The sequence below is a fragment of the Streptomyces zingiberis genome (assembly GCF_012034935.1).
Taxonomy (GTDB): domain Bacteria; phylum Actinomycetota; class Actinomycetes; order Streptomycetales; family Streptomycetaceae; genus Streptomyces; species Streptomyces zingiberis.
Window position 1 is genome coordinate 77,735 of sequence record NZ_JAATEN010000006.1, and the last position, 14,733, is coordinate 92,467.

10 protein-coding genes are annotated in these 14,733 nt (G+C 73.9%); all 10 read right to left on the reverse strand.

Annotation, left to right across the window (positions count from 1 at the left end):
• Positions 1–90 precede the first annotated feature (90 nt).
• Positions 91–1,161 (reverse strand): peptide chain release factor 1, encoded by a 1,071-nt coding sequence (gene prfA / locus HCK00_RS09770; RefSeq protein WP_168101430.1) that lies wholly within the window; start codon positions 1,159–1,161, stop codon positions 91–93.
• Between the two features lie 160 nt (positions 1,162–1,321).
• A complete protein-coding gene (gene rpmE / locus HCK00_RS09775) occupies positions 1,322–1,546 on the reverse strand; it encodes a 50S ribosomal protein L31 (RefSeq protein ID WP_168101431.1) in 225 nt (74 codons plus the stop codon).
• A 524-nt stretch (positions 1,547–2,070) separates the two neighbouring features.
• Positions 2,071–3,174: an LCP family protein gene (locus tag HCK00_RS09780; RefSeq protein WP_168101432.1), complete on the reverse strand. Its 1,104-nt coding sequence runs from the start codon at positions 3,172–3,174 to the stop codon at positions 2,071–2,073.
• A gap of 225 nt (positions 3,175–3,399) precedes the next feature.
• A complete protein-coding gene (gene rho, locus HCK00_RS09785; protein WP_168101433.1) occupies positions 3,400–5,409 on the reverse strand; it encodes a transcription termination factor Rho in 2,010 nt (669 codons plus the stop codon).
• Positions 5,410–5,779: 370 nt separating this feature from the next.
• On the reverse strand, positions 5,780–6,736 hold the full coding sequence (thrB, locus tag HCK00_RS09790; protein WP_168101434.1) for a homoserine kinase: 957 nt from the start codon (positions 6,734–6,736) through the stop codon (positions 5,780–5,782).
• Between the two features lie 862 nt (positions 6,737–7,598).
• Complete coding sequence (gene thrC / locus HCK00_RS09795; RefSeq protein WP_168101435.1) at positions 7,599–8,696, reverse strand: threonine synthase; 1,098 nt, start codon at positions 8,694–8,696, stop codon at positions 7,599–7,601.
• An 11-nt stretch (positions 8,697–8,707) separates the two neighbouring features.
• The gene (locus HCK00_RS09800; RefSeq protein WP_168101436.1) at positions 8,708–10,003 is read right to left on the reverse strand and encodes a homoserine dehydrogenase; all 1,296 of its coding nucleotides are present in this window, start codon (positions 10,001–10,003) and stop codon (positions 8,708–8,710) included.
• Between the two features lie 466 nt (positions 10,004–10,469).
• Positions 10,470–11,861, reverse strand: coding sequence for a diaminopimelate decarboxylase (gene lysA / locus HCK00_RS09805; RefSeq protein ID WP_168101437.1), 1,392 nt, complete (start codon positions 11,859–11,861; stop codon positions 10,470–10,472).
• Between the two features lie 528 nt (positions 11,862–12,389).
• Positions 12,390–13,625: an ArgS-related anticodon-binding protein NrtL gene (gene nrtL, locus HCK00_RS09810; protein ID WP_168101438.1), complete on the reverse strand. Its 1,236-nt coding sequence runs from the start codon at positions 13,623–13,625 to the stop codon at positions 12,390–12,392.
• 466 nt (positions 13,626–14,091) lie between these two features.
• On the reverse strand, positions 14,092–14,622 hold the full coding sequence (locus HCK00_RS09815) for a response regulator (protein WP_168101439.1): 531 nt from the start codon (positions 14,620–14,622) through the stop codon (positions 14,092–14,094).
• Between the last annotated feature and the right edge of the window lie 111 nt (positions 14,623–14,733).

The following is a 14,733-nucleotide window of genomic DNA, read 5'->3' on the forward strand; positions in this document are numbered from 1 at the left end:
GGGGGGCGATCCCCGGACGTGGGCGGCACGCTGTTCCTCCAGCCGGTCCGACGGTGTTCGGCGCGGCGGCTTCCCGCCGCGCCACGGGGGTTAGTGGGCGGCCGCCAGCTTCGCGGCCGCGTCGGCGTCCACGCAGGCCTGGATGACCGGATCCAGGTCGCCGTCGAGCACCTGGTCCAAGTTGTACGCCTTGAAGCCCACGCGGTGGTCGGAGATGCGGTTCTCCGGGAAGTTGTAGGTGCGGATCCGCTCCGAGCGGTCCACGGTGCGCACCTGGCTGCGCCGGGCGTCGGAGGCCTCCCGCTCGGCCTCCTCCTGCGCGGCGGCCAGCAGCCGGGAGCGGAGGATACGCAGCGCCTGCTCCTTGTTCTGGAGCTGGCTCTTCTCGTTCTGGCAGGAGACGACGATGCCGGTGGGGAGGTGGGTGATCCGCACCGCGGAGTCCGTGGTGTTGACGGACTGGCCGCCGGGCCCGGAGGAGCGGTAGACGTCGATCCGCAGGTCGTTGGGGCCGATCTCCACCTCGACCTCCTCGGCCTCCGGGGTGACCAGCACCCCGGCCGCGGAGGTGTGGATCCGGCCCTGGGACTCGGTGGCGGGCACCCGCTGCACCCGGTGCACCCCGCCCTCGTACTTCAGCCGCGCCCAGACGCCCTGGCCGGGTCCGGTGGCGCCGCGGGTCTTCACGGCGACCTGGACGTCCTTGTAGCCACCGAGGTCGGACTCGTTGGCGTCGAGGATCTCCGTCCGCCAGCCGGCGCGCTCCGCGTACCGCAGGTACATCCGCAGCAGGTCACCGGCGAAGAGTGCGGACTCCTCGCCGCCCTCCCCCGCCTTGACCTCCAGGATGACGTCCTTCTCGTCGCTGGGATCGCGCGGGACGAGGAGCAGCCGCAGGCGCTCGGTGAGTTCCTCCCGGCGGCTCTCCAGCTCCTTGACCTCGTCCGCGAAGTCCGGGTCGTCGGCTGCGAGTTCGCGCGCGGTCTCGATGTCCTCGCCGGTGCGCCGCCAGTCGCGGAAGGTGTTCACCACGGGGGTCAGCTCGGCGTAGCGCTTGTTCAGCCGCATCGCCTCGCGCTGGTCGGCGTGGACCGCGGGGTCGGCGAGCCGTTTCTCGAGACCGGCGTGCTCACCGACCAGTTCCTCGACCGCCTCGAACATCGGGACTCGTTTCCTCGGAAGGTGTCGACAGGGGGCCGCGGCGCGCAGGGCCGGCCCGCCGGAGGGTGGGGTGGTGGCGTCCCCGGAGGGCCGGGGACGAGAAAGCGCCGGCCCGGCCGCCCCTGGCTGCGGGGCGGCCGGAGACCGGCGCCGTGGGTCGCTACTTCTTCCGGGACCCGGCGTTCTTGCCGAAGCGGGCCTCGAAGCGGGCCACGCGGCCACCGGTGTCGAGGATCTTCTGCTTGCCCGTGTAGAACGGGTGGCACTCGGAGCACACGTCGGCGCGGATCGCGCCCTCGGTGACGGTGCTGCGCGTGGTGAACGAGGCTCCGCAGGTGCAGCTCACCTGGGTCTCGACGTACTCGGGGTGGATGTCACGCTTCAAGGGATGCTCCTAGGTTCGGGAGGGCTCCGGGTCGTGCGGGCCCCGCCTGCCCGATGGCGGACGAGGAGGGGTGACGCCCGTACGTGAACCGGGACCGACGCACCAGTCTGCCAGGACCGGCCGCATCTCCCAAAACCGGGGAGGGCCCCCGGGTATTCCCCCCTGCCCCGCGGCGGGCGGGGGCGCGGCCGGGGAGCCGCCGCGGCGGGGCGGTGACGGGGGCGGCACGGGCCGTGCGGCCGGTGGGCGGCGGCCGGGCGGGGAGCCGTCCCGCACGGCCGCGCGGGACGGGCGTCCGCGGGGTCCCGGGCAGCCCGGGGCGGGGGTCCGCGCGGTTCCGGGCCGCGCACCGCCGGTGACGGGAAGCCGCGCACCGCCGGTGACCGGGCGCCGCGTACCGCCGGTGACGGGGCGGGTCCGTACCGTGGACGCCCCGGCGGGTGCTCCGGCGGGGGCGCCGGGCGGACCGGGGCCGTGCCGGTCGAGGTCCGCCGCCGGCGGACGGGACGCCGGCGCCGGGTGGCTCAGCCGATGAGCCGGGCCGGGTCGTCCCCGGCGAGGTCCCCGGCGGAGTCCTCCGTGGCCGAGCCCGGGATCGCCTTGTCCTCGTGCAGGGCGTCCCACACCTCGCGGGCCTGCTTCTCGCGCGGGACGACGCGGTTGCGGTCGACCGTGTCGTACTCCACCGGAAGGGTGACCATCGTGAGGTCGCCCGAGCCGATCTCGCGCATGCTGCGGCTGAAGTCCAGCAGCTTCTTCACCCCGGCCAGCTCGGAGTCGGTGGTGACGGCCTGGGTGGCGGTGTCGGCGAGCTTGTAGAGCTTGCCGGGGTCGCTGAAGAGGCCGATCTCCCCGACCTGGTCGAGCAGGGCCCGGACGAACGCCTGCTGGAGGTGGATCCGGCCGAGGTCGCTGCCGTTGCCGACGGCGTGGCGGGTGCGGACCAGGCCGAGGGACTGCTCGCCGTCGAGGACGTGCGTGCCGGGGGGCAGGTCCAGCCGGCTCCGCTCGTCCTTGATCGGCTCACGGGTGGTGATCTCCACCCCGCCCAGCTCGTCGACGAGCTTCTTGAAGCCGGTGAAGTCGACCTCCAGATAGTGGTCCATCCGGATGCCGGACATCTCCTCCACGGTCTTCACCGCGCAGGCCGGCCCGCCGATCTGGTACGCCTCGTTGAACATCACGCGGTCGGCGGCCGGGGCGGTGCCACCTTCGGTGCGCTCGCAGGAGGGGCGGTGCACGAGGGTGTCGCGGGGTATGGAAACGACGCTGGCCTCGCGGCGGCCCTCGTGGACGTGGACGACCATGGCCGTGTCGGAGCGGGCCCCGTCCTGGCCGGCGCTGCCGTACTTCTTGTTGGCGCCGGTGCGGGAGTCCGAGCCGAGGACGAGGATGTCCGTCGAGCCGTTGTCGACGTTCTCGGGGCGGTGGGTGCCGAGCGCGGCGTCGATGTCCACGCCCTGGAGGTTGCCGTCGAGCCGGCTCCAGACGTAGCCGAGGCCCGCGCCGCCGAGGAGCACCGCGGCGGCGGCCGTCCAGGCGACGATGCGCAGCGCACGGCGCCGCCGACCCGCGCCGCCGTCACCGGCGGCGGAGTCGTTCCGTCCGCTTGTCCTGTCGTCCGCCATGTGCTCCCCACGTCCTTGCTGTCCGGTTACCCCCATCCGTGGAGGTCAGGCCTGGTCGGGCGGTGTACCGCCGGGCTGTCCCGCACCGTCACCGACCGCGCCCGGCCCGCGTCGCCCCGTGCCCGCCGGGGTGACGGGGCGCGTCGTGGTGGTGACGCGGCGGATACGCGCCGTGGGCTCCCCCGCCGTGGCGGGGAAGCCCACGGGAAGCGCGGCAGGGCGCGGTCAGTCGCCGTTGCCCGGCGCGGGTGTCGTCTTCTGGATCTGCAACAGGAACTCGGCGTTGCTCTTGGTTTCCTTGAGCTTGTCCAGGAGCAGCTCGATGGCCTGCTGGGAGTCCAGGGCGTGCAGCACCCGGCGGAGCTTCCACGTGATCGCCAGCTCGTCGCTGCCGAGCAGGATCTCCTCCTTACGGGTACCGGACGCGTCGACGTCCACCGAGGGGAAGATCCGCTTGTCGGAGAGCTTGCGGTCCAGCTTGAGCTCCAGGTTACCGGTGCCCTTGAACTCCTCGAAGATCACTTCGTCCATGCGGGAGCCGGTGTCCACCAGGGCCGTGGCCAGGATGGTCAGCGAACCGCCGTCCTCGATGTTCCGCGCGGCGCCGAAGAAGCGCTTCGGCGGGTAGAGCGCGGTGGAGTCGACACCACCGGAGAGGATCCGGCCGGAGGCCGGGGCCGCCAGGTTGTAGGCGCGGCCGAGGCGGGTGATCGAGTCCAGCAGGACGACCACGTCGTGCCCCAGCTCGACCAGGCGCTTGGCCCGCTCGATGGCCAGCTCGGCGACGGTGGTGTGGTCCTCCGCGGGGCGGTCGAAGGTCGAGGAGATGACCTCGCCCTTCACCGACCGCTGCATGTCGGTGACCTCTTCCGGCCGCTCGTCGACGAGGACGACCATCAGGTGGCACTCGGGGTTGTTGCGGGTGATCGCGTTGGCGATCGCCTGCATGATCATGGTCTTGCCGGTCTTCGGCGGCGCCACGATCAGCCCGCGCTGGCCCTTGCCGATCGGGGAGACCAGGTCGATGATCCGGGTGGTCATCAGGTTCGGCTCGGTCTCCAGACGGAGCCGGTCCTGCGGGTACAGCGGGGTGAGCTTGCCGAACTCCGGCCGCCCGCGCCCGGTTTCGGGCGCCATGCCGTTGACGGAGTCCAGCCGCACCAGGGCGTTGAACTTCTCCCGGCGCTCGCCCTCCCGGGGCTGCCGCACCGCGCCCGTGACGTGGTCACCCTTGCGCAGGCCGTTCTTGCGGACCTGGGCGAGGGAGACGTAGACGTCGTTCGGGCCCGGCAGGTATCCCGAGGTGCGGATGAACGCGTAGTTGTCGAGGATGTCGAGGATGCCCGCGACGGGGATCAGGACGTCGTCGTCGGCGACCTGCGGCTCGTTGCCGAAGTCCTCGCGGCCGCGGCGGCCGCGGCGGTCCCGGTAGCGGCCCCGGCGGCCACGGCGGCCGCCGTCGAAGTCGTCGTCGTCGTCGCGCTGCTGCTGCTGGCCGCGCTGGTCGCGCCGGTTGCCCTGGCCGCCACCGGCGCCCGCGCCGGCACCCGCACCCGCGCCGGCACCGTCGTCATTGTTGTTGTTCTTGTTGCGGCGGTTGTTGCCCCGGCGGTCGCCCTTCTGGCCCGCCTGGCGGTCCCCGCCCTGGCCGCCCTGGCGGTCGCCCTTGCCCCCGCGGCCCTCGGCGTTGTCCTGCCGGTCACCGCCCTGGGACCGGGCGTCGTTCTGGGGGCTCCGCTCGGCCTGCTCGGCCGGGGCCTCCGCCGCCTCCTCGGCGCCGGAGCGGCGCCGGCGGCGCTCACCGGCCGGCTGCTCGTCGCTGGCCGGCTGGCCGGGGATGTCGATCTGCTGGGCGTCGTCACCGGTCCGGGACTCGCCACCGGACTCGGCGTCGCCCGTGCGCGCCTTGGACGTGGCGCGGCGGCGCGGCTTGGCGGGCGCCTCGGCGGCGCCCTGGTCCGCGGCGGGGGCGCCGGCACCCGCCTGCCGCTCCTTGATGACCTCGATCAGCTGGCTCTTGCGCATCCGCGCGGTGCCCCTGATGCCGAGCTTGGAGGCAACCTGCTGGAGCTCGGCCAGGACCATGCCGTCGAGGCCGGTACCGGAGCGGCGGCGCCTCGGAGCGCTGGTGGCAGCACCGGTGGCAGGCGCGGCAGGAGCGTCCGTGGCGGGCGCGGAGGCTGCGCCGACGTTCTCGTCGGCAGTCACGCCCATCAGATCGGTGGTGTCGCTCACGAAGGGTCCTTCCCTGGAGCGGGCGTCGGCCTGTCTGGCTCGGCGACCGGTCGTGCTGTCCGGCTGCGGTCCGCGGATCGATGTCCGGACCGGGCCGGTGCGGTGGTAACCGCCCTGTACGGCGGAGAAAATCATCTGAATGGTCCGGCGGGGGGACTGTCGGGACGTCCGCCACGCCGATTCCGGAGCGTGCTCACATGCTCAGGCAGGCTGCGCAGGCAGTTGAGGAGGCTCCCGGAAGAAGTCCGCCCCCGAAGGGGGACGCGAAGCACCGCACCGCTCAGGTGCCGAGTGCTGACTTGAGGTTAACACTACCGGACCCAACAAACATTCCCCCTCTCGAAGACCGGCATGCGCCGGATGTCACCTGTCACCCGGCGGCGCGCGACCCGGCCGCCGGAACCGCTCCCTGCCCCGCGAGGGGCAGCACACATGTGCCGGTGGCGTCGAGGGACAGCCGGTTGGCCGCCCATCCCTCACCGGCGAGCCGCGCGACCTTGTCGGCCGTGCCTTCCTCGGCGAGCGCGAGCACCGTCGGGCCGGCGCCGGAGATGACCGCCGGTACGCCGTCCTGGCGGAGCCGGCTCACCAGCGCCGCGCTGTCCCGCATGGCGGGGGCCCGGTACTCCTGGTGGAGCCGGTCCTCGGTGGCGGCGAACAGCAGCTCCGGGCGCCGGGTCAGCGCCTCGACCAGCAGCGCCGCCCGCCCCGCGTTGGCCGCGGCGTCGGCGTGCGGGACGGTGCGCGGCAGCAGGCCGCGGGCGGTCTCGGTGAGCAGCGGGGTCGCCGGGACGAAGACCACGGGGACGACGCCCGCCGCGGGCTCCATCCGGACGGCGCGGGCGGCGCCGCGGTCGGTCCACGCGAGGGTGAACCCGCCGAGCAGGCAGGCGGCGGCGTTGTCCGGGTGGCCCTCGATCTCGGTGGCCAGCTCCAGCAGCGCCGCGTCGTCGAGCCGCTCCGCGCCGCCTATGGTCACGGCGCGCGCGGCGGTGATCCCGGCGCAGATGGCGGCGGAGGAGGAGCCCAGGCCCCGGCCGTGCGGGATGCGGTTGGCGCACACCACCTCCAGGCCGCGGGGCTGGCCGCCCAGCACGTCGAAGGCCGTGCGCAGGGCGCGGACGAGCAGGTGGTCCTCGGTCCGGGGCAGCGTGTCCGCGCCCTCGCCGGCGATGTCGATGTGCAGCCCGGATTCGGCGACCCGGACGACCACGTCGTCGTAGAGACCCAGAGCGAGGCCGAAGGCGTCGAAGCCGGGGCCGAGGTTTGCGCTGGTCGCGGGGGTACGCACCCGGACGGCGGCGGCTCGGAAGGCGGGACCGGCCATCGCTCGACGACTCTCCTCGTGGTGGAACGGGTCTGGGCCTCGTGGTGGAACGGATCTGGGGGGGGTCGTGGGACGGCGGGAAACGGCGGGACGCTTCCCGCGGGGTCGGCGGCGGTGCCCGGCCAGGTGCGTGCCGGTGCGCTGTCCGTCGCTGCTGCCGGTCGCCTGCTGCCGGTGCGCTCCGCGCCGACGCCGGGCACATGCGTCCGGCAAGCGGGGGGCGGGCGGGGTTCGTCCACCAGCCTATCGAAGGAAAGTTCTGTCGCGACATAGGGCGCACAGAAGGCGCACGATGCGTGTCGGCGATCCGGCGTGCTCCCCGGCGCGTTCTGCGGCGGTTGACGCCGGAATGGGGCGGGGTGGCCGGGGTGGGAAGAGATGGGCGGGCGTGGGCCGGGGTGAGCGGTATTCGCCGGTCAGGAGCGCTTCGGCGCCGTGCGGGCGGGTTGTCCTGGCGGTACCGCTGCCCGGCCGGCTCGTTTCCCGGCTGCGTCGCTGCCCGGCCACCTCGCTGCCCGGCCGCTTCGTTGCGCGGCCGCCTCGCTGCCCGCGCCGCGTCACCGCTCCTGGCGGCCCGCTCCCGGCCGGGGCCTGCTCGCAGCCGTCCCGTCGGCCGTCGCCCGGCGCCCGGCACGGCCGCGGGGCCGGCGGGGTGGCCGGCGGCGCACCGGCGTTCGGCCCATGGCCGACCCCCTGGCTGACCGGAAACGCCGCCGGACCTGGCCGGACGCGGGCGGCAGGCGCTCGCGTCCGGCCAGGTCCGGCGGGGCGGACCCCGTCAGCGGTGTGACGTGTTCGTCATGACCGGTCCGTCACGACGGGCGTGTCGCGCCCCGCCGGCGCACCGGCCGGGGCGCGCCCGTCACGCCAGGCCGAGCCGCTCCGCGGCCACGTCGGCGTCGACGGGGACGACCACCGGCTGCGGCGCGCCGGCCACGGCCCAGTCCGGGTCCTTGAGCCCGTTGCCGGTGACGGTGCAGACGATGCGCTGCCCCGGGTCGACCAGCCCCAGCTCCGCGGACTTCAGCAGACCCGCGACGCTCGCGGCGGAGGCGGGCTCCACGAAGACGCCCTCGCGCGAGGCCAGCAGCCGGTAGGCGGAGAGAATCTGACGGTCCGTCACCTCGTCGATCCTGCCCCCCGACTCGTCCCGCGCGCGCTCCGCGAACTCCCAGGAGGCCGGGTTGCCGATGCGGATGGCGGTGGCGATGGTCTGCGGGTCCTTGACGGGCTCGCCGCGCACGATCGGCGCGGAGCCGGAGGCCTGGAAGCCCCACATCCGCGGCCGGCGCGAGGAGCTGCCGTCGGCGGCGTACTCCTGGTAGCCGCGCCAGTAGGCGGTGATGTTCCCGGCGTTGCCGACCGGCAGGACGTGCAGGTCGGGGGCGTCCCCCAGCATGTCGACCACCTCGAAGGCGGCCGTCTTCTGCCCCTCGATGCGGACCGGGTTGACGGAGTTGACCAGCGAGACCGGGTACTTGTCGGCGAGGCCGCGGGCCAGCGTCAGGCAGTCGTCGAAATTCCCGTCCACCTGGAGGATCTTGGCGCCGTGCACCAGGGCCTGGCCCATCTTGCCCAGCGCGATCTTCCCCTTGGGCACCAGCACCGCGCAGACCATCCCGGCGCGCCCGGCGTAGGCGGCGGCCGAGGCGGAGGTGTTGCCCGTGGAGGCGCAGATGACGGCCTGCGCGCCCTCCTCCTTGGCCCGGGTGATGGCCATCGTCATCCCGCGGTCCTTGAAGGAACCGGTGGGATTGGCGCCCTCGACCTTGAGATGGACCTCACAGCCGGTGCGCTCGGAGAGCACCTGCGCGGGAACGAGCGGCGTGCCGCCCTCGCGGAGGGTGACGACCTCGGTGTCCGGTCCGACCGGCAGCCGGTCGCGGTACTCCTCGATCACCCCCCGCCACTGGCGGGTGGCGCGCTCCTCGCGGGAACCGGTGGCGGTGGCAGCAGACATGGTTTCCTTCCTCACTCCCCTTCGACCCGCATGATCCCCGCGACGCCGCGCACGGTGTCCAGCCGCCGCAGCGCGTCGACCGTCGACGTCAGGGCCGCGTCGCTCGCCCGGTGCGTGACGACCACGAGGGAGGCCTCACCGCCGTCCCGCACCTGCTGGTGGACGGTTTCGATGGAGACTCCGTGCTCGTTGAAGACCGCCGCCACCTGCGCCAGGACACCGGGCTTGTCGGCGACGTCCAGGTTGACGTGGTAGCGGGTGACGACCTCGCCCATGGGGCTCACCGCCAGCCGCGAGTAGGCCGACTCCCCCGGGCCGCGCGCCCCGTTGAGCTTGTTCCGGCAGACGGCGACGAGATCGCCGAGCACGGCGGAGGCGGTGGGCGCGCCGCCCGCGCCGGGGCCGTAGAACATCAGCCGGCCGGCGGCCTCGGCCTCGACGAACACTGCGTTGTACGCCTCGCGGACGGAGGCCAGCGGATGGTCGAGCGGGATCATCGCGGGGTGGACGCGGGCGGTGACCGAGCGGCCGTCCTCGGCGCGCTCGCAGATCGCCAGCAGCTTGACCGTGCGGCCCATGCGCCGGGCGGAGGCCATGTCACCGGCGGTGACCTCGGTGATGCCCTCGCGGTGGACGTCGTCCAGGCGGACCCGGGTGTGGAAGGCGATCCCCGCCAGGATGGCCGCCTTGGCGGCGGCGTCGAACCCCTCGACGTCGGCGGTCGGGTCGGCCTCCGCGTAGCCGAGCGCCATCGCCTCGTCCAGCGCCTCGGAGTAGCCGGTGCCGCCGGTGTCCATCCGGTCGAGGATGAAGTTGGTGGTGCCGTTGACGATGCCCAGCACGCGGTTGACCTTGTCGCCGACGAGCGACTCGCGCAGCGGGCGGACCAGCGGGATGGCACCGGCGACGGCCGCCTCGAAGTAGAGGTCCGCGCCGTGCTGCTCGGCGGCGGCGTGCAGGGTGACACCGTCCTCGGCGAGCAGCGCCTTGTTGGCCGAGACGACGCTCGCGCCGTGCTGGAAGGCGGTGGTGATCAGGGTGCGGGCGGGCTCGATGCCGCCGATGACCTCGACCACGACGTCGATGTCACCGCGTTTGACCAGCGCCGTCGCGTCGGTGGTGATCAGTTCCCGGGGGATGCCCGCCCGGACCCGGTCGGGGCGGCGCACCGCGATACCGGCCAGCTCGGCGGGGGCCCCGATGCGCGCCGTGAGATCGTCCGCGTGCGCCGTCATGATGCGCGCCACTTCGGAGCCGACCACTCCACAGCCCAGCAGCGCCACTTTCAGCGGCCGCGTACGCATCATCCGACCTCGTCTCTCCGCGTTCTGCTCTTCCGGTGTTCTTCCGGCTGTTCCGCCGGTCCTGTCCGCCGGTCCTGTCCGCCGGTCGTACGGCCGGCCGTTCTTCCTGTTGCCGAGGCCCGGGTTCCCCGGTGACCTTCCGGTTCCGGTCGCTCGTGTTCCGGCGGGCCGCCGGAGCGTTCCCGGCCGCTCCGGGGACGGACGCCGGGGACGGGACGCTCGGTCGCGTCCCGGGTCCGCCGCGCACACCCGGCTGCCCTCCAGTCTCACCCACCTTTCGCGAGGCTCCGCGCTTTGTCCGGATCCCGAGATTCCCGGCGGGGGCACGGAGGCGCGCCACGGCGCGCGGGGCGGACGGCGAGAAGCCCGCTCGGGCGCGCGCCGTGGCGCCTCCTGCGACGGTGCCGGCGCCGACGACGGGGGGACGGCGACAGGGACGAGGACGGATACGGCGACGGGGGCCGTCTCGTCAGCCCACGTCCAGCCGGAGCAGGTCCTCCTCCGTCTCCCGGCGCATGATCACCCGGGCCTCGCCGTTCTTCACGGCCACCACCGGCGGGCGCAGCGCGTGGTTGTAGTTGCTCGCCATGGAGCGGCAGTAGGCGCCGGTGGCGGGGACGGCGAGCAGGTCGCCGGGGGCGAGGTCGGCGGGGAGGAAGGCGTCCCGGACGACGATGTCCCCCGACTCGCAGTGCTTGCCGACGACGCGGGAGAGCATGGGCCCGGCGGTGGAGGTACGGGAGACGAGGGACACCGAGTACTCGGCGTCGTAGAGCGCCGTACGGATGTTGTCGGACATGCCGCCGTCCACGCTGACGTACGTACGCAGCCCCGGCAGCTCCTTGAGGGTGCCCACCTCGTAGAGCGTGAACGTCGTCGGGCCGACGACGGCCCGGCCCGGCTCGACGGAGATCCGCGGCACCGCCAGCCCGGCGACCTCGCACTCGCGCGTCACGATGGAGGCCAGGGACCTGGCGATCTCGTGCGGCTCCCGCGGATCGTCCTCGGAGGTGTACGCGATGCCGAGGCCGCCGCCGAGGTCGATCTCGGGCAGCTCCACCCCGTGCTCGTCCCGCACCTCGGCCAGGAGCTGGACGACACGGCGGGCGGAGACCTCGAACCCGGCCATGTCGAAGATCTGCGAGCCGATGTGCGAGTGGATCCCGGCCAGTTCGAGGCTGTCGAGCTTGAGGACGCGGCGGACGGCCTCGGCGGCCTGGCCGTCGGCGAGGGCGATGCCGAACTTCTGGTCCTCGTGCGCGGTGGCGATGAACTCGTGCGTGTGCGCCTCGACGCCGACCGTGACCCGGATCTGCACGCGCTGACGGCGCCCGAGGCGCTCGGCGATGTGCGCGACCCGGGCGATCTCCTGGAAGGAGTCGAGGACGATCCGCCCGACACCGGCCTCGACGGCCCGCTCGATCTCCCGGGTGGACTTGTTGTTGCCGTGCAGGGCGATCCGCTCGGCCGGCATCCCGGCGGCCAGGGCGGTGCTCAGCTCGCCGGCGGAGCAGACGTCGAGATTGAGCCCCTCCTCGTACAGCCAGCGGACGACGGCGCGGGAGAGGAACGCCTTGCCCGCGTAGAAGACGTCGGCACCGCCGCCGAAGGCGTCGTGCCAGGCGCGGCAGCGGGCGCGGAAGTCGTCCTCGTCGAGGAAGTACGCGGGGGTGCCGAACTCCTCGGCGAGCCGCGTGACGGGGATGCCGCCGACGGTCGCGACCCCGTCGGCGTCCCGCGCGACGGTGCGGGACCAGACGCGCGGGTCGAGAACGTTGAGGTCGGCGGGCGGGGCGACGTAGTGGCCCTCGGGGAGGACGTCGCCGTGGCGGGGCCCGGCGGGGTGTGCGGAACGGCTCATGGCGGCTCTGGGACTCCTCGGGTGGTGGTGGTGCTTGCTGGTGACGGTGGTGGTCGGGTGGCTGGCGGTTCGGTGGCTGGTGGTTCGGGGGCTGGCGGTTCGGGGGCTGGCGGTTCGGGGGCTGGCGGTTCGGGGCTGTTCGGTGGCCTGCGACAGGTTGGCGTGGGGCGACGGCCGACGTCTCCGGGGGTCTCGCCTTCGGCGGCGGGCTCTTCGGCGGCGGGCGACCGGAGCGCGCGACCACACGGAGCCTGCCGTCCGTTTCGTCCGTAAGGCCCGTCTCCAGACTACGGACTCCCGGCCGGGCGGGGGCCACGATCGCGACGATGCGACCGTGCGGTGCAACCGCCCCCCTCACCGCCCACCGACGTCGCCGTTGACGTCCGATGTCCGATGTCCGACGTCACCGTTGACGTCGCGGCACGGAACCGGCCGACGGGCAACCGCCCCACAGGAGAACCGGAGGACCGGCAACCCGATCGACCGGGCGACCCGGCAGCCGGGCAGCCGACGGAGAACCGGTCGGGGTCAGAGATGGTCAGGTGCGTCGATGCCGAGCAGGTGCAGGCCGCCGGCGAGCACCGTCCCGGCCGCTTCGACGAGAGCGGCACGGGCCCGGTGGGCGGCCGTGGGTTTCTCGTCACCGCGCGGGAGGACGGGGCAGTCGTCGTGGAAGCGGAAGAAGGCGTCCGCGACCCGCTCCAGGTGACGCGCGACCCGGTCGGGTTCGCGGTGGCGCGCGGCGGCCTCCAGGACGGCGGGGTGATCGCCGATGGCGGCCAGCAGCTCCCGTACGGAGCCGGGGCGGCACGACGCGGATGCGACCGCCGTGCCGGTCGCGCCCGTCACGCCGGGATCACCGGGGACGGGCCGGATATCGAGGTCGGCGGCGTTCCGCAGCAGCGCGCGGGTGCGCGCGTGGGCGTACCGCACGCGGAAGAGCGGGTTGGTCTCGCGCTGCACCAGCAGCTCGTGGACCGCCTGCCCGGTGCCCGGACGGCCGTGCGCGGCGGGCCGGAGCAGCGCCCACCGGGCGGCATCGGGCCCGAGCACGGCGAGCAGCCCGGCGGCGGAGTCGGCGGCGGGCACGGGCCGGACGGCGACGATCCCGGTCACCGCGACCGCGTCCCCTTCCCCCCGCACCTCCCCCACCTGGCCGGAAACGGCGGGGCGCGCGCCGCCCACGGAGGGCGCGCGGGAGGGCTCGATGGCAGGAGCGACGGCCGGCCCGGCAGCGGGAGCGACGGCGCGCACGTCCACCCCGAGCGCACCCCACTCCCCCTCGGGCACACCCGCACACCGGAGACGAGCCGAAACTCCCTGCGCCCCGAGCAGGCGGCGGAGCACGTCAGCCACGACAGTGGCCCGCACCTCCGCGGGAAAGACCAGGTCGACGGCGCCGGGCGGCCCGTCCGGCGATTCCGCGTGCCCGTACCGGAGGCCGCGCCGCAGCACGCCCCGCACCACCGCGGCACCGGACTCGTCGGCGAGCGTGACGTTCAGGAACCCCGGCCCCGTGATCTCGACCCGCTCGATCCCCGGGGCGGCGGCGAGCCGCGACCGCAGAATTCCGGCCACCCCGAGCGGGGGAAGCCCGGCGGGCCGGGCGAGCTGGAGGGCGACCGCGGTGGCGTAGTCACCCCGGCCACCGCCGGAGGGGCGCTTGACCGCGACCCGCTCGGGCAGCGGCACGCTCAGTTCGCCGTCCGCGACGGCCTCGCGGACGCTCCGCAACACGGTCCGGGAGAGCTGGGCGGGGGTCACGCCACCAGCGTATGGGAGTCGGCGGCCGGACCACCGAACCGTTCCACAGGCCGGGACGGCACCCCCCGATCCGGCCCTCCCGCCGACACGACTCCCGCCCGGATGCCGTCGAGACACCCGACCCGCTCACCTCGGACGAAGTACGCGCTCGCCCCCACCACTCCCACGACGCGACGGAACGAACCCGACCACCGCCACCACCCTCCCCGACGGCCCCGGCCGCCGGGGAAACAGGCACGACGTGGACCCGTGGAAGCTGACACGGACACGGAGGATGACCCGAGAACCGGAGGCCGACAGGTAACCGGCGCCACGCAGGACGGCCGCCGAGCCGAGAGGCCCGGGCCGGGACTCACCGCACGGGGGTGGGATTCATCGCAGGGGGGTGGGATTCATCGCAGGGGGGTGGGATTCATCGCAGGGGGGTGGGATTCATCGCAGGGGGGTTCATCGCAGGGGGTGGGACTCAGCCGGCGGGGTGGGCGAAGGGCTCGGTGCCGCCGGGAAGCTCACCGCCCGGCGGCTCCCCGGGGGCCCTCTTGCCGCCCCGCACCAGCCTCCGCACGACCCGGACCAGCTCGGCGGGCTCGAAGGGCTTGGCCAGAAAGGCGTCCACGCCCACCGCTTGCCCGTTGTTGACCTCCTGCTGGGTGCAGGCGCTGATGATCGCGATGGGCAGGTTCCGCGTCTCCGGGTCCTCGTGCAGCCGGGCGGCGGTACGCAGCCCGTCGAGGCGAGGCATCACTACATCCAGGGTGACGGCATCGGGACGCACGTCACGTACGACGTCCAGACACTCGGCACCATCGGCCGCGGTCACGACCTCGAACCCTTCCAGTTCGAGGTTGACCCTGATCAACTGCCGGATCACCTTGTTGTCGTCAACCACAAGGACCCGCGCGGACGAGCCAGGCACAACTCGAGAGTAGGCGCGGAACCGCACCGGCGTCCTGCTTTTCCGCACTTCCGCCCCCTGCGGGGGACGTTTCCCACACATCCCGGCCCCGGCCCCACCCCATGCGCTACAAGCCCCCGGCCCCAACCGGACCGACCCCCTCCCCTCCCCCACCACCCCACGACCACCCGCACTCCTCACACCCACCGCTCC

What these genes read in the sequence shown, in the direction of transcription:
- prfA (WP_168101430.1), bottom strand. Translation starts at nt 1,161, where the DNA reads ATGTTCGAGGCGGTCGAGGAACTGGTCGGTGAGCACGCCGGTCTCGAG.
- HCK00_RS09780 (WP_168101432.1), bottom strand. Translation starts at nt 3,174, where the DNA reads ATGGCGGACGACAGGACAAGCGGACGGAACGACTCCGCCGCCGGTGAC.
- thrB (WP_168101434.1), bottom strand. Translation starts at nt 6,736, where the DNA reads ATGGCCGGTCCCGCCTTCCGAGCCGCCGCCGTCCGGGTGCGTACCCCC.
- thrC (WP_168101435.1), bottom strand. Translation starts at nt 8,696, where the DNA reads ATGTCTGCTGCCACCGCCACCGGTTCCCGCGAGGAGCGCGCCACCCGC.
- HCK00_RS09800 (WP_168101436.1), bottom strand. Translation starts at nt 10,003, where the DNA reads ATGATGCGTACGCGGCCGCTGAAAGTGGCGCTGCTGGGCTGTGGAGTG.
- lysA (WP_168101437.1), bottom strand. Translation starts at nt 11,861, where the DNA reads ATGAGCCGTTCCGCACACCCCGCCGGGCCCCGCCACGGCGACGTCCTC.
- HCK00_RS09815 (WP_168101439.1), bottom strand. Translation starts at nt 14,622, where the DNA reads ATGTGTGGGAAACGTCCCCCGCAGGGGGCGGAAGTGCGGAAAAGCAGG.